Annotated in this window: 30 protein-coding genes and 1 tRNA gene; 16 read left to right on the plus strand and 15 right to left on the minus strand. The window is 66.9% G+C overall.

From position 1 onward, the window contains the following. The first annotated feature begins 15 nt into the window (after positions 1-15). The 4 genes from ABD231_RS33855 to ABD231_RS33870 are packed head-to-tail and all read left to right on the plus strand — an operon-like array spanning position 16 to position 3,610. A complete protein-coding gene (locus ABD231_RS33855; RefSeq protein WP_344161380.1) occupies positions 16-483 on the plus strand; it encodes a BatC protein in 468 nt (155 codons plus the stop codon). Continuing rightward, complete coding sequence (locus ABD231_RS33860; RefSeq protein WP_344161383.1) at positions 480-1,742, plus strand: cupin domain-containing protein; 1,263 nt, start codon at positions 480-482, stop codon at positions 1,740-1,742. The genes ABD231_RS33855 and ABD231_RS33860 overlap by 4 nt, the downstream gene beginning before the upstream one ends. An 11-nt stretch (positions 1,743-1,753) precedes the next feature. Then, positions 1,754-2,695, plus strand: a complete 942-nt coding sequence (locus ABD231_RS33865; RefSeq protein WP_344161386.1) for a ferredoxin family protein — start codon at positions 1,754-1,756, stop codon at positions 2,693-2,695. A gap of 27 nt (positions 2,696-2,722) precedes the next feature. Beyond that, on the plus strand, positions 2,723-3,610 hold the full coding sequence (locus ABD231_RS33870; protein ID WP_344161389.1) for an aminoglycoside phosphotransferase family protein: 888 nt from the start codon (positions 2,723-2,725) through the stop codon (positions 3,608-3,610). A gap of 9 nt (positions 3,611-3,619) precedes the next feature. On the opposite strand, the gene ABD231_RS33875 is transcribed toward ABD231_RS33870, so the two are convergent. Further along, positions 3,620-4,198, minus strand: a complete 579-nt coding sequence (locus ABD231_RS33875) for a GNAT family N-acetyltransferase (protein ID WP_344161392.1) — start codon at positions 4,196-4,198, stop codon at positions 3,620-3,622. A gap of 69 nt (positions 4,199-4,267) precedes the next feature. Continuing rightward, the gene (locus ABD231_RS33880; protein ID WP_344161395.1) at positions 4,268-4,891 is read right to left on the minus strand and encodes a gamma carbonic anhydrase family protein; all 624 of its coding nucleotides are present in this window, start codon (positions 4,889-4,891) and stop codon (positions 4,268-4,270) included. A gap of 472 nt (positions 4,892-5,363) precedes the next feature. Between ABD231_RS33880 and ABD231_RS33885 the strand changes: the two genes are divergently transcribed. Beyond that, entirely contained in the window at positions 5,364-6,143 is a 780-nt protein-coding gene (locus tag ABD231_RS33885; RefSeq protein ID WP_344161398.1) for a DUF6193 family natural product biosynthesis protein, read from the plus strand. Positions 6,144-6,336: 193 nt separating this feature from the next. On the opposite strand, the gene ABD231_RS33890 is transcribed toward ABD231_RS33885, so the two are convergent. Then, the gene (locus ABD231_RS33890; protein WP_344161401.1) at positions 6,337-7,554 is read right to left on the minus strand and encodes an MFS transporter; all 1,218 of its coding nucleotides are present in this window, start codon (positions 7,552-7,554) and stop codon (positions 6,337-6,339) included. A gap of 41 nt (positions 7,555-7,595) precedes the next feature. Further along, on the minus strand, positions 7,596-8,645 hold the full coding sequence (locus tag ABD231_RS33895; RefSeq protein WP_344161404.1) for an MFS transporter: 1,050 nt from the start codon (positions 8,643-8,645) through the stop codon (positions 7,596-7,598). 88 nt (positions 8,646-8,733) lie between these two features. Between ABD231_RS33895 and ABD231_RS33900 the strand changes: the two genes are divergently transcribed. Continuing rightward, positions 8,734-8,822, plus strand: a tRNA-Ser gene (locus ABD231_RS33900). Positions 8,823-8,832: 10 nt separating this feature from the next. Here ABD231_RS33900 and ABD231_RS33905 read toward each other — a convergent pair. Continuing rightward, positions 8,833-9,777, minus strand: a complete 945-nt coding sequence (locus ABD231_RS33905) for a phosphotransferase family protein (RefSeq protein ID WP_344161407.1) — start codon at positions 9,775-9,777, stop codon at positions 8,833-8,835. Between the two features lie 124 nt (positions 9,778-9,901). On the opposite strand from ABD231_RS33905, the gene ABD231_RS33910 reads away from it, so the two are divergent. The 3 genes from ABD231_RS33910 to ABD231_RS33920 all read left to right on the plus strand — a co-directional run bounded on the left by ABD231_RS33910 (position 9,902) and on the right by ABD231_RS33920 (position 12,242). Then, positions 9,902-10,465 carry a dihydrofolate reductase family protein gene (locus ABD231_RS33910; protein ID WP_344161410.1) on the plus strand — a complete coding sequence of 188 codons (564 nt, stop codon included), beginning with the start codon at positions 9,902-9,904 and terminating at the stop codon, positions 10,463-10,465. A gap of 496 nt (positions 10,466-10,961) precedes the next feature. After that, positions 10,962-11,384, plus strand: a complete 423-nt coding sequence (locus ABD231_RS33915) for a DinB family protein (RefSeq protein WP_344161413.1) — start codon at positions 10,962-10,964, stop codon at positions 11,382-11,384. Positions 11,385-11,429: 45 nt separating this feature from the next. Further along, a complete protein-coding gene (locus ABD231_RS33920) occupies positions 11,430-12,242 on the plus strand; it encodes an aminoglycoside adenylyltransferase domain-containing protein (protein ID WP_344161418.1) in 813 nt (270 codons plus the stop codon). Here the strand turns inward: ABD231_RS33920 and ABD231_RS33925 are convergent. From ABD231_RS33925 to ABD231_RS33945, 5 genes are all read right to left on the minus strand, one after another. Further along, complete coding sequence (locus ABD231_RS33925) at positions 12,204-12,731, minus strand: GNAT family N-acetyltransferase (RefSeq protein ID WP_344161420.1); 528 nt, start codon at positions 12,729-12,731, stop codon at positions 12,204-12,206. The genes ABD231_RS33920 and ABD231_RS33925 overlap by 39 nt on opposite strands. 9 nt (positions 12,732-12,740) lie before the next feature. After that, the gene (locus tag ABD231_RS33930) at positions 12,741-13,142 is read right to left on the minus strand and encodes a YybH family protein (protein ID WP_344161423.1); all 402 of its coding nucleotides are present in this window, start codon (positions 13,140-13,142) and stop codon (positions 12,741-12,743) included. 29 nt (positions 13,143-13,171) lie between these two features. Then, on the minus strand, positions 13,172-14,074 hold the full coding sequence (locus tag ABD231_RS33935) for a sigma-70 family RNA polymerase sigma factor (protein WP_344161426.1): 903 nt from the start codon (positions 14,072-14,074) through the stop codon (positions 13,172-13,174). Continuing rightward, positions 14,074-15,114 carry an anthranilate phosphoribosyltransferase gene (gene trpD, locus ABD231_RS33940; RefSeq protein ID WP_344161429.1) on the minus strand — a complete coding sequence of 347 codons (1,041 nt, stop codon included), beginning with the start codon at positions 15,112-15,114 and terminating at the stop codon, positions 14,074-14,076. The genes ABD231_RS33935 and trpD overlap by 1 nt, the downstream gene beginning before the upstream one ends. Positions 15,115-15,261: 147 nt before the next feature. Further along, positions 15,262-16,008, minus strand: a complete 747-nt coding sequence (locus ABD231_RS33945) for a glycoside hydrolase family 16 protein (protein WP_344161432.1) — start codon at positions 16,006-16,008, stop codon at positions 15,262-15,264. Between the two features lie 87 nt (positions 16,009-16,095). Here ABD231_RS33945 and sigJ point away from each other — a divergent pair, with 87 nt between their 5' ends. Continuing rightward, entirely contained in the window at positions 16,096-16,965 is an 870-nt protein-coding gene (gene sigJ, locus ABD231_RS33950; protein WP_344161435.1) for an RNA polymerase sigma factor SigJ, read from the plus strand. On the opposite strand, the gene ABD231_RS33955 is transcribed toward sigJ, so the two are convergent. Then, positions 16,949-17,680 carry an aminoglycoside phosphotransferase family protein gene (locus tag ABD231_RS33955; RefSeq protein ID WP_344161438.1) on the minus strand — a complete coding sequence of 244 codons (732 nt, stop codon included), beginning with the start codon at positions 17,678-17,680 and terminating at the stop codon, positions 16,949-16,951. The two genes, sigJ and ABD231_RS33955, sit on opposite strands and share 17 nt — an antisense overlap. Before the next feature lie 81 nt (positions 17,681-17,761). On the opposite strand from ABD231_RS33955, the gene ABD231_RS33960 reads away from it, so the two are divergent. Further along, entirely contained in the window at positions 17,762-19,039 is a 1,278-nt protein-coding gene (locus tag ABD231_RS33960; RefSeq protein ID WP_344161441.1) for an FAD-binding oxidoreductase, read from the plus strand. A 57-nt stretch (positions 19,040-19,096) separates the two neighbouring features. Here ABD231_RS33960 and ABD231_RS33965 read toward each other — a convergent pair whose 3' ends face one another. After that, the gene (locus tag ABD231_RS33965) at positions 19,097-20,044 is read right to left on the minus strand and encodes a VldE C-terminal domain-containing protein (protein WP_344161444.1); all 948 of its coding nucleotides are present in this window, start codon (positions 20,042-20,044) and stop codon (positions 19,097-19,099) included. 225 nt (positions 20,045-20,269) lie between these two features. On the opposite strand from ABD231_RS33965, the gene ABD231_RS33970 reads away from it, so the two are divergent. Beyond that, complete coding sequence (locus ABD231_RS33970; protein ID WP_344161448.1) at positions 20,270-21,052, plus strand: enoyl-CoA hydratase/isomerase family protein; 783 nt, start codon at positions 20,270-20,272, stop codon at positions 21,050-21,052. Here the strand turns inward: ABD231_RS33970 and ABD231_RS33975 are convergent. Both ABD231_RS33975 and ABD231_RS33980 read right to left on the minus strand, forming a co-directional pair. Then, the gene (locus ABD231_RS33975) at positions 21,044-21,346 is read right to left on the minus strand and encodes a YciI family protein (RefSeq protein WP_344161451.1); all 303 of its coding nucleotides are present in this window, start codon (positions 21,344-21,346) and stop codon (positions 21,044-21,046) included. The genes ABD231_RS33970 and ABD231_RS33975 overlap by 9 nt on opposite strands. Positions 21,347-21,422: 76 nt before the next feature. Then, the gene (locus ABD231_RS33980) at positions 21,423-21,578 is read right to left on the minus strand and encodes a DUF6131 family protein (protein WP_344161454.1); all 156 of its coding nucleotides are present in this window, start codon (positions 21,576-21,578) and stop codon (positions 21,423-21,425) included. Between the two features lie 167 nt (positions 21,579-21,745). Here ABD231_RS33980 and ABD231_RS33985 point away from each other — a divergent pair, with 167 nt between their 5' ends. Genes ABD231_RS33985 through ABD231_RS34000 form a run of 4 tightly spaced genes read left to right on the plus strand, consistent with a single transcriptional unit; the run spans position 21,746 to position 24,471 of the window. Next, positions 21,746-22,099: a YciI family protein gene (locus ABD231_RS33985; protein WP_344161706.1), complete on the plus strand. Its 354-nt coding sequence runs from the start codon at positions 21,746-21,748 to the stop codon at positions 22,097-22,099. Next, complete coding sequence (locus ABD231_RS33990; RefSeq protein WP_344161457.1) at positions 22,096-23,328, plus strand: RNA polymerase sigma factor; 1,233 nt, start codon at positions 22,096-22,098, stop codon at positions 23,326-23,328. The genes ABD231_RS33985 and ABD231_RS33990 overlap by 4 nt, the downstream gene beginning before the upstream one ends. Positions 23,329-23,366: 38 nt before the next feature. Beyond that, positions 23,367-24,044, plus strand: coding sequence for a hypothetical protein (locus ABD231_RS33995; RefSeq protein WP_344161460.1), 678 nt, complete (start codon positions 23,367-23,369; stop codon positions 24,042-24,044). Positions 24,045-24,084: 40 nt separating this feature from the next. Next, the gene (locus tag ABD231_RS34000) at positions 24,085-24,471 is read left to right on the plus strand and encodes a RidA family protein (RefSeq protein WP_344161463.1); all 387 of its coding nucleotides are present in this window, start codon (positions 24,085-24,087) and stop codon (positions 24,469-24,471) included. On the opposite strand, the gene ABD231_RS34005 is transcribed toward ABD231_RS34000, so the two are convergent. Further along, positions 24,468-25,019 (minus strand): DUF4240 domain-containing protein, encoded by a 552-nt coding sequence (locus tag ABD231_RS34005; RefSeq protein ID WP_344161466.1) that lies wholly within the window; start codon positions 25,017-25,019, stop codon positions 24,468-24,470. The two genes, ABD231_RS34000 and ABD231_RS34005, sit on opposite strands and share 4 nt — an antisense overlap. Positions 25,020-25,038 lie beyond the last annotated feature (19 nt).

Below are 25,038 nucleotides of genomic sequence, written 5' to 3' on the forward strand. Positions count from 1 at the left end.
GAAGGGAGCAGCATCATGGGTCTGAACGATGACGACATGAACACTTCGTCCGACAGCGGTGAGTACGGCGGTTCGACTGAGGGCAACGACACCCAGGCCGGTGGCAACACGCCATCTGGATACGGGAGCTCGGAGGGTCCCGCTGACGGTGGCGCAGTAGGCGGCGGCACCGACGGTGGTGCCGACGGCGGCGCGGGTGGCGAGTCCAGTGGGGACTCGGGCGGCTTCGGCGGCGGGGGATCCGAAGAGGGGCCGGCTGACGGCGGTGCGGTCGGAGGAGGCACCGACGGCGGTGCTGATGGCGGTGCCGACGGTGGTGGCGGCGACGGGTACGGCTCCGGCTCCGGCTCTGGCTCCAGCGACTCGGACTCGGACTCGGGTTCTGGCTCTGGTGGCGAGGGGCCGGCCGACGGTGGCGCCGATGCGAATGCGACCGACGGTGGTGCCGATGGAGGCGCGAGCGGCAACTCCGGAAGCTGGTGACGACAGTGCCGGGAGCCGGACCGCAACCAGATCCTGCCGAGACGGTTGACCGTCCGGCTCTTCGGCGCTGCGTGGCAGGCGACCTCGACGAGTTCGGCAGCACCTACTGGGGTTCACGTGCGCTGTTGTCGCACGCCCCGGACCTGCCCGCGCCGTACGACGACCTGTTCACACTGACCGCTGCCGACGAACTGCTGTCCCGCCGCGGTCTCCGCACACCGTTCCTGCGCATCGCCAAGAACGGGTCGGTTGTCGGCGACAGTCAGTTCACCGGCTCGGGAGGTGTCGGCGCAGACATCTCCGACCAGGTGCGCGACGACAAGGTCGCAGCGCTGTTCGCCAGCGGGCACACCGTCGTACTGCAAGCACTGCATCGCACCTGGCCCGCACTGGTCGACTTCGCTACTCAGCTGTCGACAGATGCCGGGCACCCGGTGCAGATCAACGCCTACATCACCCCGCCCGAGTCACAGGGGTTCTCCGCGCACTACGACGTACACGACGTTTTCGTACTGCAGGTGGCCGGCGAGAAGCACTGGACCGTCCACGAGCCAGTTCACGTGGACCCGCTCCGCAATCAGCCGTGGACCGACCACTCCGCCGAGGTAGCCGCAGCGGCCCGCGACACGTCGCCGGTAGTCGACGAGGTGCTGCGGCCGGGTGACGCGCTGTATGTCCCGCGTGGTTTCCTCCACTCAGCCAAGACTCTGGGCGGAGTCAGTGCCCACCTGACTGTGGGACTCCACACGCTGACGCGCTACCTGCTGGTCCAAGAACTGGCCGCCCTGGCCGCTCGGGAACCAGCCCTTCGAACCGCACTGCCGATCGGCTTTGACCCAGGCGACCCGACCCAACTGGCCGAGGTGCTGCCGGAGGTCACCGAGCTGTTGATCGCCCAGCTTCGCTCCACCTCGGTGGACGACCTGGCGCTGCGCCTCCGTCGCCGTACCTGGTCCGCCAACCGCCCCGAATCCATTCCGCCCCTGGCCCACGCCGCCGCGCTCACGACTCTCGCGCCGGGGACCACGGTTCGCCTTCGCGGCGGACTCCGGCACCGGCTGGTTTTGGGCTCAGACCCGGTGACGCTGCAGCTCCCCGACCGAACCATCACGTTCCCTGCTGCGGTTGGCCAGGCTCTCAGTCAGCTGCTGAACGGCCAGGAGCACAAGGTGGGCACGCTGCCCGGGCTCCCGGTCGAAGACCAGTTGGTACTCGTCCGCCGCCTGCTAAGGGAAGCTGTGCTGGTCCCCACGTCATAAGCTGCGTTTTAGTGACAACTCCCCTGGATCCCACCTCCGCGGCGCCCTCGGCTCCGGCCGACCGCCGCTATCGGTCCGAGACCGGTTGTGCGGCGATGGCACTCCAGCGCGGCGATTCACTGATGGCCACCGCTCCGCCCGCCGACCGGTGGCTCCTGATCGAGTCCCGCACGCCGTGGCCGCCTCAGGCCCTCACCGCCCTTCCACACGTCGGCCCCGAAGTAGCCCGCCGCTGCGCCGACCTCGGCTACCGCCCAGTCCTCATCCGACGCCACGGCCGCGCGGACCAAGCCGTCGTACGACGCTATGCCTTGGTGGACTGCCGTCCCGGACACGAGTCCATCCGCTGGGGCGAATTCGACGCCGACGCCGACCTAGTCACCGTCCTGAAGGCAGTTGCCGCCGGCAACCTCACCGACCTCCAACCGCCAACCCAGGAACCGATCTACCTCGTCTGCACCCACGGCCGCCACGACGCCTGCTGCGCAGTCCGCGGCCGCCCAGTAGCAGCCGCCCTCACCGCCGCCTACCCCGACCGGACCTGGGAATGCAGCCACATCGGCGGCGACCGCTTCGCCGGGAATGTGGTCGTCCTCCCCCAAGCCCTCTTCTACGGCCAAGTCACTCCCGACCGCGCACTAGAGGTCGCCAAACACCACGCCGAAGGCCGAGTAGTCCCCGACCTCCTCCGAGGCGCCGGCACTTTCCCCCCACCAGTCCAAGCCGCCCAACACTACGCCCGCCAAGCCGGCCACTCCCTGGACCTGACCGCCCTCCGCCCCACCCAAATCCACCCCCTCCCCAACCACCACTACAAAGTCACCCTCACCCACGTAGTCGTCGAACTATCAATCCACTTCGACACCCTCGACGCCCGCCTAACCTGCGCCGGCAAGTCCCCCACCCAAGTACGCCGCTTCGAACTACACAGCATCGAACCAGTCGAAGGGTAGTTATGGCTGGAGTTCTAGGCTGGCCAGGTGAGCCTTCACATTCCGGACCAAGTCCGCAGAACCGTGACAGCCAGCGGGAACGAGTCCTGGCTGGACGAGGTACCAGCCGTGGTCGACTCGCTGGCACGGGAGTGGTCTCTGGTGATCGGGCCCAGCTTCTCTGGTGGTCTCGCTGCTCTGGTCGTCGAGGCGACGCTGGTTGACGGAACTGCGGCGGTTCTCAAGATCGGTGTGCCAGGTCGGGATCTCGAGCCGGAGGCCATCGCGTTGCGCCTGGCGGACGGGGAGGGATGCGCAAGGCTGTTGCGTGAAGACGTGGGTCGACAAGCTCTTCTGCTGGAGCGCCTGGGGGCTCCGATGTACGACGTCGTGTCCGACCCGGCAACCCAACACGACCTGCTGTGCGACGCAGCAGTTCGTCTGTGGCGGCCGATCGGTCCCGACGTTGGCCTTCCAACTGGTGCGGACTTGGCAGAGCGGTACGCCGATCGGCTGCCTCAACTCTGGGAACGGGCAGGGCGACCGTGTTCGCCGGCCACGGTGGCGGATGCGCTCGAGTGCATGCATCGTCGTCGCCTCGCTCACGACGATCGGACCGCGGTGCTGGTCCACGGTGATATCCACGAGATGAACGCCCTGAAGGCGAGTGACGGCAGCTACAAGTTCATCGACCCCGCCGGACTACGCGCCGAACCGGCATGCGATCTCGGCACCATCGTGCGGTGCACCCCGGACCTCGGCGACGACCTCCGGGCGCGGACCGAGCACCTGGCTTCTCGCACCGGCGTGGACCCCGACGCCATCTGGGATTGGGGAACCATCCACCGAGTCGTCAGCGGCGTCTACTCCTGCAGCATCGGCTTCCAGCCCTTCGGCAACCTCCTCCTGGCCGAAGCTGATCGCCTCACCGCGTAGTCACAGTCGTCAGACTTCCGCGCGCATCACCCACCGCCACTTGGCGATCTGTCGGTCACGCACAAAGCCGAACCGCTCGTAGAGCTCCTCCGGGCCGGTTTGCAGGTACGCGCCACGCTGCGGCTTCCGATCGACGGTCTGCTCCGGATACGCCTCCACCACTCCACCTCCGGCTGCCTGGATCGCATCCAGTGCGCCCCGGACAGCCGCACGGGCGACACCACGGCCGCGATGGCGGCTTCCGGTGAAGATGCATCCGATCCGCCACGCGGGCAGGACTGCGCCGCCGGCGGCGTACTTGGCCGGGTTCTTGATGTTGGGCAGCTCCGCCGGTGTGCCGTACTGGCACCAACCCACGCATGTTCCGTCGGCGTCGTAGACGAGGATCTGGTGCACTGTGCCTTGGTCCACGTGGGCGCGCTTTGCGGCGCGGTTGCGTTCGGCGCTATGAGGTGCCTCGCCGAACCCTTCGACATGAAAGCCCATGCACCAGCAGCCGCCCCACACCCCGTTGTTGGCTTCCACCAACGCAGCGAAGTCGTCCCAGGTCTCCGGCGACAACGGCCGAGTCGTATAGACGTCCGTCACCAGCGCACTCCCTTCCAAGCCCGTGCCCAGCCCGGTGTCACCACAGCGATTCGAGTAAACAGGATCGAATCAGTCGGCGGGTAGCTCCCGGTCCTCGTGATGGGCGCCGAAGAACGCGGATTGGCGCGCCATGATGTCGCGCATACCGGTTCCGCGCGGGACGCCGTACACAGTGCCGGGGAAGTCCAGCTCGCGTTGGACCTGCCAGAGCTCTTCGTGCCGGTCGGGCGAGAAGAGTTGAGCCGGGTCTCCGACTGCGATCCAGCCGATCGGGAGGACCGCGCCGGGTTCCAGGCGCGAGTTGACGTGCAGCACGCTGTTGATCCGGAGCTCCGCGCCCGCGCCGACGACAGAACCGGGGAACAACGCAGCGCCCGTGGCGATGAAGACTTCGTCCTCGACCGTGGCGCCGTTCACGTGTGCATGGGGACCTACCAGGACCGCGTCGCCGAGCACTGCGTGATGTTTCGCCCGGCCGCGGACCAGGGCGTTCTCCATCACCACACTGTTCGTGCCGAGCCGGACCTCGCCGTTCTCCGCCGTCAGGACCGCACCATGCAGGACCCTGCTGCCTTCGCCAAGAACGACAGCGCCGCAGAGCACGGCCGATGGTGCGACATAAGCGGATTCGGGCACGACCGGTCGCCGGCCGCGATGTTCGAGCAGCATCGAGCTCATCCCTCCGTTGGGCATCACCTTTCCCTCAGTCGTACACGAAGGTCTGTGGTTCATGGGCGGTTCTCCGTCGCCCGGGACCTCACACCCCGGGCGGCAGGTCCGTCTGCGGCCGTCCACATCAAAGGTGGGAGACTCGGCCGCCCGGACGTCCAGGTGGAGAAACCTCGAACTAGGGCAACATTAGAACAGATGTTCGATCGACCGCAATGAATCCTGACACGTCAGTTGTTGTGTCTCAAGACATCGGTGACGAATCTGTATCAGGACATCGGTGACGCTTCCGGGCGCTTGGTGGTGACACTTCTTCGGCCAGCGCGCAAGGTATGGCCTTCCGGAGTAGCCGAGATCAGGACATTGCCGGCTTCAAGCAGAACCGGCTCAGTCAGGGCTCGGCCTTCGACTCGGACGGGCACACCGCCAGCTACTAGGTTGCGGTCTCACGGACTCGCGGATAGCGGGGACCTGCAGGAGCCGCCAGACTGCTTCAATGAGCCAGCAGTCCTCCGACAGCGCCGCAATCCCGTCCGAGAGGCCCAACCCAGACCTGTATCCAGACCTGGCCGCCGCAGGCAGTCTCGCCGCAGCACTGGAGCAGGTCGCCGACGAGATGGGACTCGATCTCGGTGAGGTTGAGCGGAGCAACTCGGACCCTAACTGGGCAACGGTCACCGGCGCGGCCCCAGGCCTCGAGTATTACTCGATTTGGCTCGCTGCTCAGGAACGACGGTTTCTCATCGAAGGCTGGAGTCGAGGCGTCAGCCTCATCCACGGCACGACGGACGATCTCCACGCGGTGACCAAAGCCGCGGCAGCCTGGCGAACCGGTGCAACCCTGCGGGAACTGCGAGACCTCTGCCCGTTCATCACCTTCAACGAACTTGCAGAGGCCCACGAGCGCGGTCCTGCCGACGCTGTCACCATGATGTGGCGCCTCGTTCGGGAGGAAATGGCGGAGGACATCCCATTTCCAGCAGTTCGCGATCTGGTGGAAGCCGCCTATGCCGAGCCGAAGCTCCGGCAGCTCTATCCAGTCACCAGTCACTGGTCCCTCCACTTCAGCACCTGCACCGGTTTCCCCTTCACCTGGGTAGTGCCGTTCGTTGATCCCCTGCGCGACGGGCGATACCGCGTGTGCGGCCCACACCGAGGAACAGTTGTCGGTGAGGCCGATACTGCAGAGCAGGCCATCGCACTCGTCGTGGGCCATATGCCGAGCGACATCGGCCCAGCCGTCGTCGGCACCGCCGACGACCTGGCCGGGAGTTAGTTGTTCTGTACAGGCACCGGCCCGTCCCGCAAGAGGTTTCGACAACCAACGGTGCGGTCGCGGGAGATGTGTCACGTCTTCGTCCAGGCGGCTGAGGTCTGCCCGGCCAGGTGACCACCGGATTGTGTCCGACTGGAACTATGTCCTGACACAGAACTGTCACCGATGTCCTGAGACATCACATCCTGACACGTCAGTCGGCTCGATTCGCTCGTGCTCCGAGGGCTGGTGTGACGGCGGCGATGATGCCGGCGGCGACGAGTCCGATCACGGCGGTCACCAGCCATGGCAGCTCGTGCCGTATCTCGAAGAGCTGGGCGAAGAACGCGGGTGCGAGCATGCTGGCGAAGGTGAAGCTGTACTGCCAGTACGACAGGTACTTCCCGCGCCCGACGAGCGGTGCGACGCCGGCCGCCAGCGCGTTGTTCGTGGCCGAATGCACCAGGCTGGCAAACGCGTAGACGACAGTGGCGAGCACCAGGGCTACCGTCACCAACGCGGTCGGTAGCTGCGTGAGCGACGCCATCAGCAACGCCCAGACCGCCCACACCACCCCGGTCACGACCAGCGCCGTCGTACGGCGTCGCTTCTCGGTACGCCGGACCACGACCGTCTGCAAGGTCGCCAGTACGACGGACACGCCGGCGAGGAGTGGGCCAAGCAGCCACTCCGGTGTCGGCAGCGCGTCGGCGATGTAGACCGGCAGACCGACGCCGAGCATCATCATGCACAGCGCGAGCAGTGTGTTGGCAGCGATCAGGATCAGGAACGGCCTGTCCTTGCGGAGCAGTGGCGCAGGCCCAGAGTCCTCTGTCGACCGCAGGTGGTGTGACGGGTGCAGTCGCAGCAGGAGCAGACCGGCCAGGCAGAAGGTCACTGCATTCACCGCCATCGCCACCAGGAACGGTGTCGTCCCACCGATCGCCAGCAGCGCTCCGGCCGCCAGACCGCCGAGTGCGAACCCACCGGCCTGCATCATCCCGCCCAGTCCGAACCACCGGTCCCGGTCGCCGTCGTCCGCGACATCTGCCAGCAGGCTGAAGATCGAGGACCAGAACACCCGCTGGCCCATCGTCGTGACCAGCGCAGACAGGAACAGCAGCCAGATCGATCGGCCGAAGAAGAAGCCGACAAAGGCGAGCGCCTGCGCGAACTGGGCGCCCACCACGAGGCCGCGCGGCCCGATCCGGTCGATCACCACGCCCACCGCGGCCGGAGCCGCGATGGAGAACAGGGTGGCGACGGTCAGCAGCACACCCGCCGTACCTAGCGGGATGTCGGCGACACGAACGAAGTACAGGAGCAACAGCGGCCCGGCGCAGCCGCCACCGAACGAGTCGATCGCCAGACCGATCAGCAGTGGTAACCGCCCGCGGACGTTGGGTAGGCCGAGGGAGGTCGCTGAGGGCATGCTCCATCCTTACCAGTCCCAGGCTGCGGTGCGACCCGATTTCAGTCCGGTACGGCGGCCGCCCGCCGTACGGACACGTGTCGCAGCGGCCGCCACGCCACCGCAGTCATCAGTACCATGGCGCCGAAAGCCGCAGTGAACGGCGCAGTCAGACCGAACCGCTGCGCCAGCAGGCCGCCCAGCGCAGAGCCGATCGCCGCACCGCCAACCGATGCCAGCAGGTAGACGCTGTTGACCCGACCCATCAGCGCATCAGGTGTCGCCAGTTGACGCGCTGTGGTCGACACAATGCCCCACACCACCGCGTGCACGCCGAACACCGCCATAGTCGCGCCGGCGACCCAGGGGCTCCGAGTCAGCGCCAGAACCAGGTGGACCACCGTCTCGATGACCAGGATCGAGCAGGCCAACGTCCGGACACCCACGTGCCCCCACAGCCAGCTGACACCGGCGCGCACCTCGGTCCAGAGCGCCGTACCAGCGGACTCGACAGGTGCCGGCCGGACGGTCACCCGCGCGATGAGCACCGCAGCCGCCGCGAACGTGACCGCGTCGAACACCAGTGGCACACCCGCACCAGCCGCGAACAGCAACGCCCCCAACGGCGGGCCGCCGAGCTGCTGCACCAGGGTCCCCGTGGCGTAGAGCCTGGCATTCGCCTTACCCAGCTGGTCTTTCGGTACGGCGTTCACCAGCAGCGCGCCGGATGCGCTGTCAGCCAACGTCTCCGCCGTACCAAGCAGGAACAGCGCGACGTAGATCGCCCACAGTGGCGACGTACCGACCAGCACCGCAACACCCAGCGCAGCAAGGACAACCGCGCGAAAGAGGTCAGCGGCAACAATCATCGTCCGCCGGTCGAGCCGATCGGCCAACGCACCACTGAACAACGCAAACAACAACCACGGCAACTGCTGCACAAACGCCGCAGCCCCGACCGCAGCCGGCGCACTGGTGATCGAAGCCACCAGCAACGGCCCCGCCGCCAGCAGCGCCCCGTCACCCAGATTCGAAATGATCGCCGCCGGCCAGATCCGCCGAAAATCGGGCCCAAGCGCAGCCGGCAGCACGGTCTCACGAAGAGAAGGCATCAAGAAACTCCAGAGGGCCACTCCGCCATGCACCTCGCACCCTATAACCGCCTCTGCGCTATCCTCAACGCTCGGCGGCAAGCCGCCAGGAGGGCTCGCATAGTGGCCGAGTGCGCTGGTCTTGAAAACCGGTATGGCGGGTGACCGTCATCGTGGGTTCGAATCCCACGCCCTCCGCTCAAGGGTCTTATCCGAGGCGCCGGAGCGCGGTCTCGACGGCGACCTCGACCCGGGCGGTCATGCCGGGTACGTCGACGGGGCGGCGTCCGGCGACCTGATCGAGGATCCACTTCGACCCGCTGTCGTCATAGTGCAGCAGGGCGTACAGGTCCCACCACGGATCGAGAGTGACCCCGGCGGCCGACTCGTAGAGCGTCCGGAGCTGTTCCGCCCACTCGGGTGCGTAGAGCGCCGCCAGGTATCGGCGGCAGTGACCGATGTCGATCGCGCGCGAGCCCCGATGGATGCCGTTCCAGTCGGTCAGTCCGGTGATCTTGCCGCGGGACCACAGGAGGTTGACGGGTAGGAGGTCGCAGTGGAGGAAGACGGCGGTGTCCTTTGGCGGCGGTGCGGCCATGGCATTGAAGGCTGCCTTCCAGACGGCTGGCTTTTGGGCGCCGGCTGGGACCTGAAACGCGTCTAGGGGAGCGATCCAGGAGTCTGTCCAGGGTCGGAGCGTCTTGGCGGGGAGATTGAGGGAGTGCAGCAGGACGGCAAGCTCTGCGATTCTCGTCAGCCACGACTGTGGCTCCGTCGGGTTGAGGTGAACGTGCCCGGGCAGCCGCGTCATCAGCAGCGATGGCGAGCCACCGGTCGACGTACCGGCGACATCGGTTGCCAGGATGGTCGGAACCGGGAGTCCGCTTCCGGCGACCACGCCTAGGTTGGCGATCTCCTGCTCCAAGGGTTCCTGCAGGCCGAGTCCGCTCGGGTACTGGCGTAGTACGACGTACGTTCGCACTCCACGGTGTTCGACGGTCAGCCGGTTCACGGCGGAGCAGACGCCACCGGTCATTCGGCGGTAGCCGACAACGCGACTGCCCCGACCCATCGACGCCGCAACCCAGTCGAGAGACTCGTCGGAGGGCCGACGCTGCCGGAACCCGCCATCTCTCCAGTCGCCGTCAGTCACGACCGCGAGCCTATTCGCCAGGGCAGGTTTGCGTTGAGAATTTAATGCCACTGACCTGTCGGAACCGGGGTGAGGCGTTCGTTGCAGGGGTGACAGTCACCGGACTGAAGAAAGGCATGGCGCCATGCGGAAACTGATCTACGGCATGAACCTCTCCCTGGACGGCTACATCGCCGCGCCTGGCGACGACATCAGCTGGGGCGTGCCGAGCGACGAGCTGTTCCAGTTCTGGCTCGACGAGGAGCTGGCGATCGGGCTGCTGATGTACGGGCGCAAGTTGTGGGAGACGATGAGTTCCCACTGGCCGACCGGCGACCAACAGCCCGACGCGACCCCGGCGCAGATCGAGTTCGCACGCAACTGGCGGGACACGCCGAAGGTGGTCTTCTCCTCGACGATCGACAAGGTCGACTGGAACACCCGCCTGTTCACGGGCGACGCCGTACCGGAGATCACCCGCCTCAAAGCCGAAGACGGCGCTCCCATGCGAGTCGGCGGCGCCACGCTAGCCGCGGCGGCCATGCGAGCCGGCCTGATCGACGAGTACGAGGTCGTCACCCACCCGGTGCTGGTGGGCGCCGGTACGCCGTTCTTCACCGCACTCGACAGCTGCGTGAACCTGAATCTGGTCGAGACGCGAACGTTCTCCGGCGGCATCACCCTGGCCAGGTACGAGACGAGGCGCTGAGTGCCTTGGCTCGAATGAGTCCGATTCTGCGTGGTCGGTTCGGTGGCTGCCGAGCCCCGGAAACGGCGTGGGCGTCCGAGTTGTGCAGCTTCCGATCAAGAAAGATCCGGACGGCGCAAGAATCGCAAAACCGCAGGTCAGAGGCCTGTTCGGCGCTCCATTCGCCGTCCAAAGATGTGTCGTTGGACGGCGTTTACACGCTCCGATCAAGAAAGACTTCGCTCCTGTGAGCCACGCCGATATCGGCCTGTGCGCGCGTTACTGGCGACCTCCCCGTCAGGAGAATTGGTGCGTCCGGGGATGCACCTGCAGGTGCACTCGGCGCAGATTCGCACGTTCCTCAGGAGCCGGGGGGTTCGGTGCTCTGATGAGTGAGGTGTTGCCATTACGGCGAATTTTCTTGCTTTGGGGATTGGGCGCTCAGCATGGTGGGCGGGTGACGAAGAAGAGTGATTTGGGGCCGCCGGGGACTGGTGGCAGTGAGAAGGAGACTCTGGTGGGGTTTCTTGACTACCTGCGTGAGGGGGTGGCTCGGAAGGCTGAGGGGGCGCCGGAGCCGGGGGTGCGGACGGCGGGGGTGTCGTCGGGGACGAGTGTGTTGGGGCTGGTTAAGCATCTGACTGCTGTGGAGCGGTACTACTTCCTGGGGGCGGATGTGCGGAGCTGGCCGGCGACGATGCGGCCGGGTGCGAAGGACACCGTGGAGTCGGTGGTGGCGGGCTACCGGGAGGCGGTGCGGGAGGCTAATGAGGTGATCGCGGGGTATGACGACCTGACGGCTGCTGCGCCTCCGATAGCGCGTAACGGGAGCGTGTCGACGATGCGGTGGTTGCTGGTGCACATGATTGAGGAGACTGGGCGGCACGCCGGGCACGCGGACATCTTGCGGGAGCAGATCGACGGGGCTGTCGGGCGCTGAAAACCCCGGTGCAGGTAGTGATGCGGGCGGGCTAGTGTCGCGAGCATGGTGGTGCATGTGAGCGGGCGGGCGCAGTCTTGGGCGGACTGTGACGAGGATGTTCGCGAGTATGTGTTGCGGGCGGCTGGTCTGGTGGATGGCTGGGCCTACGTGCACGGGTCGTTGGCCATGGGGTGTTTCTACCGAGCCAAGAGTGACGTGGACCTGCTGGTGGTGGTGCCCGCGCGGCTGACTCCGGCGGAGCGGGAGCGGATTGCCAGAGGGTTCGCCGGTACGGCGGCAGCGCGGCCGGTGCTCGGTGATCTTGAGATGTCGGTGCTCACGGTTGAGCAGGCTGCGACTCATGAGCACCCGCGCCCGTACGAAGTCCACTACTCCGCAGCGTGGACAGACGCGATTCTCGGCAACCAGGTGGACTACACAGGCTCAGGTGCTGATCCGGACCTGGCTGCGCACATCACTGTCACCAGGAAGCGTGGCGTGGCGCTGAGCGGTCCGCCGCCAGACGAGGTGTTCGCACCGGTCCCGTACGACGACTACCTGTCGGCGGTGCTGGAGGACCTGCAGGATGTGATGGCAGGCGACGCACTGCTCAAGTCGCCGTACTACGGCGTGCTGAACGCATGCCGCGTTCTGGCGACTCTGGAGCTGGGACCTGGGACTGTGCTCAGCAAGGAAGAGGGTGCGGTTTGGGCGCGTGAGCACTTGCCACAAGCGCACCACGCGGTCGTGGAGCAGGCGCTGAGCTGCTACCGGAGCGCCACGCCGGTCTCCGCTGCAGAGCGAGAGACCGACGGGCACGACTGGGACCGTACGGCGCTACTTTCCTTCAGGGACTGGGTTCTGAAGCAGGTATGACTCGCGGCTGATGCGGAAGCACCGAGTGGGCGTGGGAGTGCCCAGGTAGGTGTCGACACCGTGGTCGGCGGTCTCGGTCATCCCCAACTGCTGGAGAATGCGCACCGACGCCTGGTTGGTCTCGGCCGCCTCGGCGCCGACCCAGTCGAGACTCAGCACGCTGAAGCCGTGCTCCAGCCCCAGCCGGGCGATGGTCGTTCCCAGCCCCTCACCCCAGCGGGTCGAGGGGCCGACAACGTAGCCGAGCTCCCGGTGATCCGAGTCGGTCCCGGCGAGGTCGACGTACCCGATCACCTCGTCGCCCCGGACCGCGGCCAGGCGCAGCAGCTCGCCCTTCTCGAGCGTGCGCTGCCAATGAGCCTCGTGCGCCGGCCGCGGCAGATCGAGAGTCCACCCGGCGTGTTCGCACAGCCGGCGGTCTGCACCCCAGTCCGCGTACGTCGCGATGTCAGCAAGCTCCAGCGGACGCAGGAACACCGGGGACTCCACCCCACCACCCTACGAGACCTGCTGAAGCGGGAACGAGTGATGCTCGTGAGTGACGGTCCACCGTCCGTTCTGACGGTGGAGGCCGAGGGTGAGGCGGAGGCGGAGGTCAGGGTTGGTCTTGAACTCGTCTGGCGTGCCGCAGCGCAGGAGAGCGAAGGCGAACGCGACATCGGCGCCGGCTGTCACGTCGAGCGACTCCAGTTCGAAGCACGCGCCGGACTGTTGCCACTCGAAGAAGCCGGGCCACGTCTCCCGGTAGGCGTCCAGCCCGCGCACACCCTCGTACGGCGGCGGTACGTCGTACATGACGATGTCGGGGGCATGGTCGGCGAGGACTGTGGCCAGGTCACCGGTGTCGACTGCGGTGACCCAGCGCTCGATCAGGGTGCGGACTTGCTGTTCGTCTGTCATACCCATAGAACCCGGCGACCGCCGGAAACTCATCGCGGCAGTTCGGTCGGCAATCCGAAGGGCGCGAACTCCGCCTCCAGGAACGACACGACCTCTGCGATTTCACCGCCGCGAAGGACCAGCAGATCGAGGCCTGCGGGCACGTAGCGATCGCCCTCCAGGATGTACGTGCCCACTGCGAGCTGGCCGTTCGCACTGGCCGGCAGGAGGCGCCACTGGCTCTGCAGCGGCCCCTCCTCCAGGAACGTCCGGATCGCTGCCCGCCCGGCGAACCACTGCGGCAGCGGCGGCATCGAGTATTTCGCATCGTCCGCCAGCATCGCCACGATCGCGTCGACGTCACCGGCTTCCCACGCGGCCATGTACCGCCGTACCAGGTCTCGCTGCGCAGGTTCGCCCAGCGTGCGCAGAGTGGCCTGCTGTGTCGGAACTGACCCGACTACCGCCCGCGCGCGTTGCAGTGCGCTGTTGACCGCAGCCACTGACGTATCGAGCAGCTCAGCGACCTCACGCGCAGCAAACGCCAGTACGTCGCGCAGCAGGAGTACTGCGCGTTGCAGAGCCGACAGGTGTTGCAGGGTGGCGACAAATGCCAGTTCCACCGACTCCAGCGTTGCCACTCGAGTCTCGGGAGTGGTCCAGTCGAGACGGTTGGTCGGGTACGGCTCCAGCCACAGAGTAGCCTCCTCTGCATCCACCGGGAGCTCGCGGCGACCGCGGCGCTCGATCAGCGTGAGGCAGCGGTTCGTGGCGATCTTGTAGAGCCAGGGCCGAATCGAGCCGCGGTCCTCGTACTCGTCCAGGCCCTTCCATGCCCGCAGCAACGTCTCCTGAACCGCATCCTCCGCGTCTGCGAACGAGCCGAGCATGCGGTAGCAGTGCGCGTGCAGTTCACCGCGCCACGGCTCGACGAGCTGCTCGAACGTGTCCATCACGCTGAGCGTACTGTCCAGCGCTCGAGGAGCGCAGCGCTTCGGCCACTGTCCAGTGCGGCCCGGCACACGTCGAGACATGCCGCCAGTTGGTCGAGGAAGTTGTCGGGCTGCAAGTCCAGTGTGGTCAGGGCGGCCGCTGCATTGAGCAGTACGACGTCCCGGACCGGGCCGGGCGCGGAGCCGTTGACCAAGGCACGCAGTGTGTGGGCGTTAGTCGCCGCATCACCACCGCGCAGGGCTGGCAGCGTGGTGGGCCGCAGACCGACGCTTCGCGGATCGAAGACCGTCTCGCGCGCAGTCCCGTCAGCAACGAGCCATAGCCGGGAGAACGTGGTCGTGGTGAGCTTGTCCAACCCATCATCGCCACGAGCGACCAGTGCCGTTTTCCCTTGCTGGCAAAGGGTTTGAGCGATCACAGGCAGCAGCTGCGGATTCGCTACCCCGACCAGTTGGTGCTGTGGATCAGCCGGGTGCAGTAATGGTGCCAGCACGTTGAACGCGGTCGGTACGCCGAGTTCCCGCCGTACGACGGCCACGTGGCGCAGCGCGCTGTTGAACCGCGGTGCGAACAGATACGCAAGCCCAACGTCAGCGGCCGACTTGGCTGCCTCAGAGGCGGACAGGTCGAGCGGAACACCCAACTGTTCGACCAAATCGGCAGAGCCGCCTGCGGATGAGGAGGCAGCTCGGCCGCCGTGTTTGACCACGGTCACTCCGGTCGAGGCTGCCACGACGGCGGCCATGGTGGAGATGTTGACCGCACCGGTCCGATCGCCGCCGGTCCCGACTATGTCGATGAAGGGGCCGTCGATCCGCACAGGTGTCGCGTGCGAACGGAGTGCTGAGGCCAGTCCGAGCAACTCGTCGGCTGTCTCGCGCTTGGCGCGCAGCGCGATCAGGAAGCCGGAGATCTGGGCCGGGGAGACATCGCCCAGCACTACCTGGTCCATAGCCCAGCTGGTATCGGCCGCGGTCAGGTCAGAGCCGTTCAGCAGGGCGGAGATGAGGCCGGACCAGGTCCGGAGTGCGGTTGCCATGAGCAAGTCCTCGGAACAGGGACCGTCGCTTACGAGGAGACATGGCAACGGCCGCCTCGGAAGAGACGGCCGGAGTGGTTACACGCGGAAGCAGCCGTCTAGTCGACGGCCCACCACATCCCCGCGCGCATGAACATGGCTGTGATCCTACGCAACGATGTGGTCGACGGTAAACGTCGGCACCAGGTGGTCGTCGTCACCGACGGACCGGTCCGGGAAGTCGAACACCGCCAGCATCAACTGCAGCGGGTACGTCGGCGCACCCGTGCACCGGCGGATCGGCGTACCGTCCACGCTGAACTCCGCTACGCCGTCGGACCACTCCACCGAGTAGGTGTGGAACTCGCGGATGTCGATCGGCAGCCGGACAGCCTCGAAGTCCTCGGTCGCCGATGGGTCACGGAAGCTGTGGAGGCCCATGCCGACCGCAGCGGACTCACCGGGTACCACAGCGTCGCCGAAGACCTCCATGATGCAGATCTCGGCGCACCGCTCGGGCTGATCCTCCAGTCCGACCATCCAGAGCGCAGCCATCGACCGGGGACTCAGCTCGGCGCGAGCGCGCAGTTCGACGCGTCCACCGGAGGGAGTCCAGCCCCAGAACGGCGGCTGCTCCTCTTGAACGAGCAGTCCGTCGCGGTACGGCTGCTGACCGATAGTGGTGCCGACAGGACCCGAGTAGCTACCGGACTGCAGGGCTGAGACGCGCAGGTCCGGCTTGTGGTCCCCGGCGCACCACAGTCCCTGGTCGGTGGGGATGCTGAGCGTCAGGCAGGAGTCACTCAGCGCATAGGTGGCCTCCGTCGCGGAGCGCGAGCTCCACTGCGGCAGGTAGTACGGCGACCAGACGGACAGGTCGAGTGCTGGGCCGTCGAAGTCGTCAGAGAAGGTCATGTCTCAAGATCTTCGCACCGTGTCACATGATGTGGTCGCGATCCGTCAAGGAAATGACCGGACGGGCAACAGGAGGGGAGCACAGCAGTGGACGAGCTGGCGCGGAGTTTCGAGGAGCAGCGGGACCACCTGCGCGGGGTGGCGTACCGGATGCTCGGTTCGCGCAGCGAGGCCGAGGACGCCGTACAGGAGGCTTGGCTGCGGCTCAGTCGCTCTGACGTGAGTGAAGTGGCCAATCTGGCTGGTTGGCTGACCACTGTGGTTTCCCGGGTGTGCCTGGACATGCTGCGGAGCCGGAAGTCGCGGCGTGAGGACTCACTCGACACCTTCGTACCCGACCCGGTCTCGTTGAAGGCGGACACCAGGGCGCCCGAGGACGAGGCGGTTCAGGCAGATGCGGTCGGGCTCGCACTCCTCGTCGTACTGGAGACTCTCGCGCCGGCTGAGCGGTTGGCGTTCGTGCTGCACGACATGTTCGGGCTGAGCTTCGACGAGGTGGCGGAGGTCGTCGGGAAGTCGCCGGCTGCCGCACGGCAGCTCGCCAGCCGGGCCCGGCGGCGCGTCCAGGGCGCACCGGCCAACGACGGTGACCCAAGTCGTCAGCGCGCCATTGTGGACGCGTTCCTGGCCGCATCGCGTGATGGTGACTTCGAGGGGTTGCTGGTGCTGCTGGACCCGGATGTCGTACTGCGGGCCGATGCAGGCGATGGCGACAGCGGACCGGCGGTTTCGAAGGTCGTCCGCGGTGCGCTGGCGGTCGTGGAGCAGGCGCTGATGTTCACCCGCCTTGCGCCGTACACCGAGCTCGCGCTGATCAACGGCGTCCCTGGCAGCGTCACCGTCGTCAACGGTCGCATTCAGTCGGTCATGGCCTTCACCATCACCGACGGCAAGATCACCGAACTCAACATCCTCGCCGACCCGGACCGGCTCGCCGAACTCACTGTGGAGCGATGAGGTCCAGCAGCCGCTGAGCTTGGGCCTCTGCCGTACCAGGTGGGTTGCGCGAAGCGCTGGGGCCGCCGGGACCGATCAGCCCCAGCCAGAACGCGGCCCACAGTGTGCGGGCGGTCTGGAGGCGAGCCGGGTCGACGGGCCAGCGGTTGAGCAGTGGGGTCCAGTCGGTACGGCGGCCGGCCAGGTGCTCGAGGAGGTTGGCGAGCTCCATGGTGCGGTCGCCGAGCCCGGCGTCCTCGAAATCGACGATGCGTAAGCACGTTCCGTCCCAGAGGTAGTTCGCCAGGTTCGGGTCGCCGTGCGCGACGACCGGGTCGTGGATCACCAACAGGTCGGACCAGTCGAGCCCGGCACTCGCGGCGGCGGCTGCGCCGATGACGTCGTCGCGGTCGCGCAGTGGGACGAGCGCCGTGAAGGTTCTGTCAATCAGGGCGGAGTAGTCGAGCGGTGTAAGCGCAGGCTCCGAGCGGCCGAGTGCGGGTAGGTCGACAGACCACAGCCGGTCCAGTGCGACGCCTAGCGCTTCTACCTGCTCGAGTGTCGCTGGGTCGGTGAGGGGGTTGCCTGGGACGCGCGACATGGTCACCCACAGGCGGCCGCGGGACAGCGGTGTTGGCACCAGGTCTGGTACGGCGGCTGCCAGCAGCGTGAGGGCGGCCCACTCGCGGTCTGGTTCGCCGCGCGGTGCGGAGGCGAAGTGCTTGGTGAAGGTCATCGAGAAAAGTTTGCGCCGGGTGTCAATCTGGGCGGTTCTGCTTCGACGTGTGGGTGAGAGCAAACGGCGAAGGGGAACGAGATGTCTACGCAGGTTGTGGTGGCGACAGGGCGGGATCTGGTGGCCGGGCTGCTTGGGTCGGGGTTCAACGGCAAGGTGCGGCTGCCGGGTGAGGCCGAGTACGACGTGCAGCGGCGGGCGATCGTGCCTTCGGTGGACTCGCGGCCGGTGCTGGTGGCTGAGGCGTTCAGCCGGAGTGACGTGCAGGCGGTGGTTCGGGTCGGGCGGGAGTACGGCGTACCGGTGGCTGTGCAGGCGACCGGGCACGGGACGAAGCTGCCGGCCGACGGTGGCATCCTGCTGAAGACGACGCCGATGACGGCGGTCTTCGTGGATCCCGAGCGGCGGATCGCCAAGGTCGCGCCGGGTGCGCGGTGGGGTGCGGTGATCGATGCGGCGCGACAGTTCGGCCTCGCGCCGTTGTCGGGATCGTCGCGGGACGTCGGCGTCACCGGGTACACGCTCGGTGGTGGGGTCGGTTGGCTGGCGCGGAAGTACGGGTTCGCGGCCGACAGCGTGATCCGGGCCGAGGTTGTGACCGCGGACGGCCGGGTGGTGACGGCGACCGCTGAGCAGCACCCGGACCTGTTCTGGGCGATCCGCGGCGGTACCGGCAACTTCGGCATCGTCACGTCGCTGGAGTTCCGCCTGTACCCGGTCCGTCAGGTGCACGCCGGCATCGTCTACTACGGCATCGATCGCGCTGCCGAGATCCTCCGCTGCTACCGCGACTGGACCGCCACGATCCCGAACGAGCTGAGCACCGCGGTCGTCCTGACCCGCATCCCCGGCACCGAACAGCGCGCGGTCGCGATCAAGGTCCTGTACGCCGGAACGCGCGAACTGGCCGATCACCTGCTGAAGCCCTTGTTCGCGGTCGCCGGTCCGCGACTCGCTGGTGAGCTGACCACGATCGAGTACGCCGACGCCGCGATGGGCGGGACGCCGGCTCGCCACCTGGACTTCCTCGACGAACTCACCGACGACGTGATCGACGTACTGACCGGCATCGAGGACGAGCCGACCATCGAGGTTCGGCACTGGAGTGGCGCGATGGCTCACCCCGGTCCGGGCGCCGGCCCGGTCGGTCACCGCCAGGCGCAGTTCTCGCTGATCATCGACCGCGAACTGCCGGCCGGCCTGCTCCCGGACTCGGGCCGCACGTTCGTGAACTTCCTCGCCGACCACGGTCGCGCCGAGACGTCGTACAGCCCGGCCGATCTGCAGCGGCTGCGGGCGGTCAAGCGGGCCTACGACCCCACGAACTTCTTCCACCTGAACGCGAACATCAAGCCCTGAAACGGCACAGCAGCCCGGTCCTTAGGAGGGTAGGACCGGGCTGCTGCGGGGTGGAACTCAGACGGTGCCGGAGTTGCCGTAGACACTCACGTGCACGTGGTCGTAGTGGTTGGCCGTGGCGCCGCCACGGTCCTCCATCGCGCGCCAGCCTTCGCTGCTGCGCTGGACCGTCCAGATGTGCTGCTGCCAGATCAGCTGGCTGATGCCGAGCTTCTTGTAGTTCGCGCGCAGGTAGTCCGCGACCTCCTGGCCCGTGGCGCCGCTGACCATGATGTCGAGCGCGCGCCCCGAGGAGTGCTCGGAACCGCTGTCGCCCGAGCGGAGACCGCCGTACGACGAGATGCTCGGGAAGAGGTTGCAGATCGCGCGGTGGACCCGGACCACGTCCTGCGTGACACCGGACTCGACCGACGAACCCGACTTGCAGGCGGCCTGCGAAACGCTGCCGGCGACCTTCTCGACCGGCTTGGTGGCCGACAGGTACTGCGCCTTGACCCAGCGGGACTTGCCGTTGCTGACGATCTCGGCATAGGAGCCGTCGACCTTGCCGGTCACGGAGACCTTGGTACCGCGCTTCAGGACGTCCAGCAGGACGCCGGTCAGCGGGATGGTCCACACGTTCAGATCCGTGGTGGTGAACTTCGAGCCGACGATCTTCGGCGGCAGGCTGGCCGCGGCGCGCGTCTTGGTCGCGCTCGCCTTCGGGATCGGCGCCTGCTTCTTCAGGTGCTTCGGCGTGGGCGCCGCGGAAGGCTTCGCTGAGTTGAGGTTCAGCGGGGGCCGCAGTGCATCCCGGCTGGTGGCCGCATCGCGCGCGAGCTGCAGGGACGAGCTCGCGATCGGGGTGTCCACCTTGACGTCGTGCTGGCCAGGAAGTGCGGCGGCGGAACCGGTGGCCACCAGGGCCACTGCCGCTCCGGGAATCGCCACCTTCACGATGCCGGGGCTGATCAGCTTCGGGCGCGGTTGACGGTGCCGCGCCTGTCTATGCCGTCCTGCAGTCATTACGTTGAACCCAATCTGCCGAGACCAAAACGTTATCGACCGGAGGAGTCAAGCACAGATCCGCCAAAGGTTCGCAATCGACCGGCGTTTTTAACGCATTGCGAACATGCCGAAGGGGTGTTGAGCGTGATCTGCCCGCTATTCGGATGTAACCGATCCGAGATCAAACGCTTGGTGTGATCCAGCAGGCGGCGCGACTACGGTCTGTGCTGGTTCACTGCGGGTATGGATGAGCTCGGGTTTCAGATCCAGGGTGGCGTTGTCGCTCGGCTGGTGATCGATCGGGTGGAGAAGCGCAATGCGTTGACGCGGGCGATGTGGGAGGCGCTGCCGGGTCTGCTGGCCGAGTTGGCCGCGAACGACGAGGTGAAGGTGCTCGTGGTGACCGGGGCTGGGCCGAGCTTCTCTGCCGGTGCGGATATCGGTGAACTGATCTCCGGTGCCGATCCGGCTGACCCGATGGCCGAGCTGCGGGCTTTCAACCTGCGGGCGCAGAAGGCGCTGCGCGAGTTCCCGAAACCGACGATCGCGATGGTTCGCGGTCACTGCATCGGCGGTGGGCTGGAGATCGCGGTGAACTGTGACTTCCGGTTCGCGGCGCACGGTTCGACGTACGGCGTGACTCCGGCTCGGATCGGGGTCGTGTACCCGCCGGCGGCGATCAAGGTCTTGCTCGATCTGGTCGGTTCGGCGACGACGAAGTACGTGCTCTTCAGTGGTGAGCTGCTGACCGCGGAACAGGCCGAGCTCAAGGGCCTGGTCGATCGGGTGGTCGGCGAGCTCGATCTGGAGTCGGAGGTCGACGAGTTCGCGGCGACGCTGGTGTCGCGGTCGCAGCTGACGATCCGGTCGGCGAAGGAGACCGTGAACGCGTTGCTGGCCGAGACGGATGCGGACGCGGCCGCGTTGGCTCGCTACCAGGAGACGATCGCGAGCGGCGAGCTGGCGGAGGGGATCAAGGCCTTCGGGGAGCGGCGCTCGCCGCGCTTCCCCTGGCACTCAGGCTGAGATCAGCGTGCCTCGCAGCTCGACCCGATCGCCGACCGCTGCCGAAACCTGCGCAGCCACCGCCTGCGCCCGGGCCTCATCCGGTACGTCGATCAGCAGGAACCCGGCGAGTGGCTTCTCGATGAACGGCCCGGCCGTGACCACCTGAGTCCCGTTGCGGATCTGAACGATCCGGCCGTCGGTCGGTGGCATCAGCCCTTCGGACGCGACCAGCTCACCACTCGCCGTCAGCTCGGCCCGCACTGTGTCCAGAGCGGGGGTGGTGGACGAGAAGATCATCACGACGTACCTCATGGCGACACCGTAACCATCGGCTCCGACAGAAACCCCGCGGACCGGATCGGCCCGCGGGGTTGTGTTCTGCTGCGGCTTAGTACCAGTGTCGGCGTCCGCCGACCGCACGGCCGGTCGACCCGAGCAGGAACAACACCGCTCCGACCACGAGCAGCACGATGCCGATCGTCCACAGGATCGAGATCTTCAGCAAGAACCCGAGCAACAACAGAATCAAACCGAGGATGAGCATGGAGCCTCCTTACGAGAGCCGCCAGGCGGAATGAACGGCGGCCGCTCCTCCAGTGCCCACCGGATCGAACGGCAATCTCCAACGATCGTTTGTCGAAGTCGCTGCCACGGTCTCGACGTACCTGGTGAGAGGCTCGGACGAGTTAGAGGATGGTGGCCGTGAAATACATGCTGATGATCTACAGCAGTCCGGAGAGCTGGGCCGGGCTGTCTGCCGAGCAACGCGACGCACTGTCGCGTGCGCACAGCGAGCTGACGCAAGAGCTCATCGAACATGGGCTGCTGGTCAGTGCGGCCGGTCTGGCCGACCCCATCACCAGTCGGACGGTCTCGGTGCGTGATGACGCGACCACGACCACAGACGGACCTTATGCGGAGGCGAAGGAGCACCTGGCCGGGTTCTACGTGGTCGAGTGCGAGGACATCGACCAGGCGATCGGGTACGCCGCGCGGATGCCGGACGCGGAGTATCTCGCAGTGGAGGTGCGTCCTGTGATGGATCCGTCCGGGCTGGAGATGTGAAGGACTTCGAGCTGCTCCTGCGTGAGCAGACACCACAGGTGCTGAGTGCTCTGGTTCGGCACTACGGTCACTTCGATCTGGCCGAGGAGGCTGTGCAGGAAGCGCTGCTGGCTGCTGCACAGCAGTGGCCGGACGAGGGAGTGCCGGACAACCCACGTGGATGGCTGATCCGGGTCGGGTCGCGTCGACTGATGGATCTGCTGCGCAGTGAGTCGGCCCGGCGCAAGCGTGAGGAGAACGCCGCACAGCTTGCCACTCCGGAAGAGTTCATTGCCTCAGGCCCCGAAATCGACGATGCGGGTGGGCAGGACGACACACTGACGTTGTTGTTCCTGTGCTGTCACCCCGCACTCTCGCCGGCGTCCCAGATCGCGCTCACCCTGCGCGCTGTCGGCGGTCTGACCACCACACAGATCGCTGCGGCGTTTCTGGTGCCGGAGTCGACGATGGCGCAACGCATCAGCCGGGCGAAGCGTGGCATCAAGCAGGCGGGTAGCACGTTCGAGCTGCCGCCCGAGGCAGAGCGGTCCGAGCGGATGAGCGCCGTACTGCATGTCCTCTACCTGATCTTCAACGAGGGCTACACAGCCTCATCCGGTACGGCGTTGCACAGCACCGAGCTGACTGGTGAGGCGATCCGACTGGTGCGCGCGGTGCGGAAGCTCCTGCCGGATGACGGTGAGGTGGCTGGACTGTTGGCGCTGATGCTGCTCACCGACGCACGGCGGGCGGCCCGGACTACCAGTGATGGCGCACTGGTTCCGCTGGGCGAGCAGGACCGGTCGCTGTGGAACAAGGAGGCGATCGTCGAGGGTGAGGCGCTGGTCTCCGATGCGCTCACTCACACGCAGATCGGGCCGTACCAGGTGCAGGCGGCGATCGCTGCGGTCCATGACACCGCCGAGCGCGCCGAGGACACGGACTGGCGGCAGATCGTCGCTCTGTACGACGTACTCGAGCAGCTCGTCGACAACCCGATGGTGAAGCTCAACCATGCAGTGGCAGTCGGTATGGCGGTCGGCCCGAAGGAGGGTCTCGCTGTACTCGAGCCGTTGGAGTCCGACGGCCGGGTGACCGAACACCACCGGTTGGAGGCTGTCCGCGCGCACCTGCTCGAGATGGCCGGTGATGCGGCGGGTGCACGAGAGAGCTACCTACTGGCAGCCCGCCGTACGACGAGTGTGCCAGAGCGGGACTACTTGCAGTCCAAGGCGGACCGCCTGAGCTGAAGTCGCGTTAGCCCCGCAGGTGTGATCAAGTGGGAGCTGTGGACCTGACGAGGGCGTCGCTCCTGCGGGAGATGCTGACCGGGACCGAGCTGGGCACACAGACTCGGGATTTCGGCCACTCACTGCGGCGGTACACGACGCGCACCGGTGGGCTGATGCTGTTCGGCCCGGTCGACGAGGAGCCGTGGCACCTGACCGCGCACCTGGACGACGAACTGCACCGGGCCGGCGTTGAGAACATCCGCCCGTCCCTGGTCCGCTGGGCGCCACCACCGGACGCACCGCCGCATCTCGCGATCGGACTGGACCGTCTGCGCGACGCAGGTCGCGGCGAGTCGCTCCTGGTCGTGGCTGAGGAGGACCCCGCGGACACCCTGCTGGAGCGGATCAGCGACGTACGGCGTCGTGGTACGACGATCTTCAGCATCGGCAACGGTGACAAGGAGCTGTCGTCGCTCAGCCATGAGGTGCTCACGCCGGAGCTGCTGGTACCTGACGGGTTCGGCTGGACCAGTCGGCCGATCAGCTTCGAACACGACGAGCCGGAGTACGAGCCACAGCCAGCAGCGACCGACCTGGACTCACAGGTCGCCGAGGGCTTCGAGATGGCGCAGCACCTGGTCAGCCTCGCCGCAGCCGACGAGGAGGCCGGCCAACCAGCCTGGCGCCGCCGCCTGCGCACCGCTATCGAACGCCTCGGTGGTGAACCCGGCTAACTGATACAACTCCCCCAAGAGGTTAGGGAGGAGTTTGATCATGGAGATCACCCAGCTGGATCCGCCGGTGCTGCCCGCGGCGACCGGGCAGTACACACACGGCGTCCTGGTGACCGGCGGCGAGCGCACGGTCTACGTCAGCGGTCAGGTCCCCTGGGGTGACGAGGACGGCCGCGTCCCGGAGTCGTTCGACGACCAGTGCCGGATGGTCTGGCGCAACGTGCTCGCTGTCCTCGCCGAAGCCGGCATGGGCGTCCAGAACATCGTCAAGGTGAACACGTACCTGTCGGACCGCCAGTACCGCGCCGCGAACTCCGAGATCCGCCAAGAGATCCTCGACGGCCACGCGCCGGCGCTGACCATCATCATCTGCGACATCTACGCCGAGGAATGGCTCCTCGAGATCGACGTCGTCGCAGTCGCCTAAGCCTCGAGGTACAGCGTCGCGAGCCGCGGCAGGTGGTCGTGGAGGTCGTCCTCGTCGTCGAAGTCGATCTCCTCGCCCGCCGGCAGGTCCGGAGTGTCCGGAACCTGCGCCTCAACGGCCTTCCAGTACGCCGACTCGTCGCCGGTCACGTTCTTGTACGCGTGACTCCCGACGTGCAGCATCCCTTCGCCGTCGAACCCCTCGAACCCGTCCGGCCGGTCCTCGTCGACCACGTCGGCCAGCGAATCCGGGTCGACCAGCGCGGCCTCCCAGGTCTCCCGCCCCTGCGCGACCAGCCAGCCCCGGAACGAGTCGAACCCGTCCTCCGAAGCCCCCGAGTTGATCAGGTACGCGGCAGCCCACAGGTCCCACCGGTACGACTCGACCTGCAGCAGCGCGAGCTCGATCCCGAACTCCGCAATCTCCTCGGCCGTCAGCCCACCCAGGTCCCGCGTCAGCGCATCCGCAACTCCATCCGGATCCGCGACGGTGTCGTCCACCGTTTCGCGCGCACCCTCCACCGCTTTCCAGAACCCGTCCCTGTCCACCCTCAAAGCGTCTCAAAAC

It is taken from the genome of Kribbella yunnanensis, from assembly GCF_039529655.1.
Lineage (GTDB): Bacteria > Actinomycetota > Actinomycetes > Propionibacteriales > Kribbellaceae > Kribbella > Kribbella yunnanensis.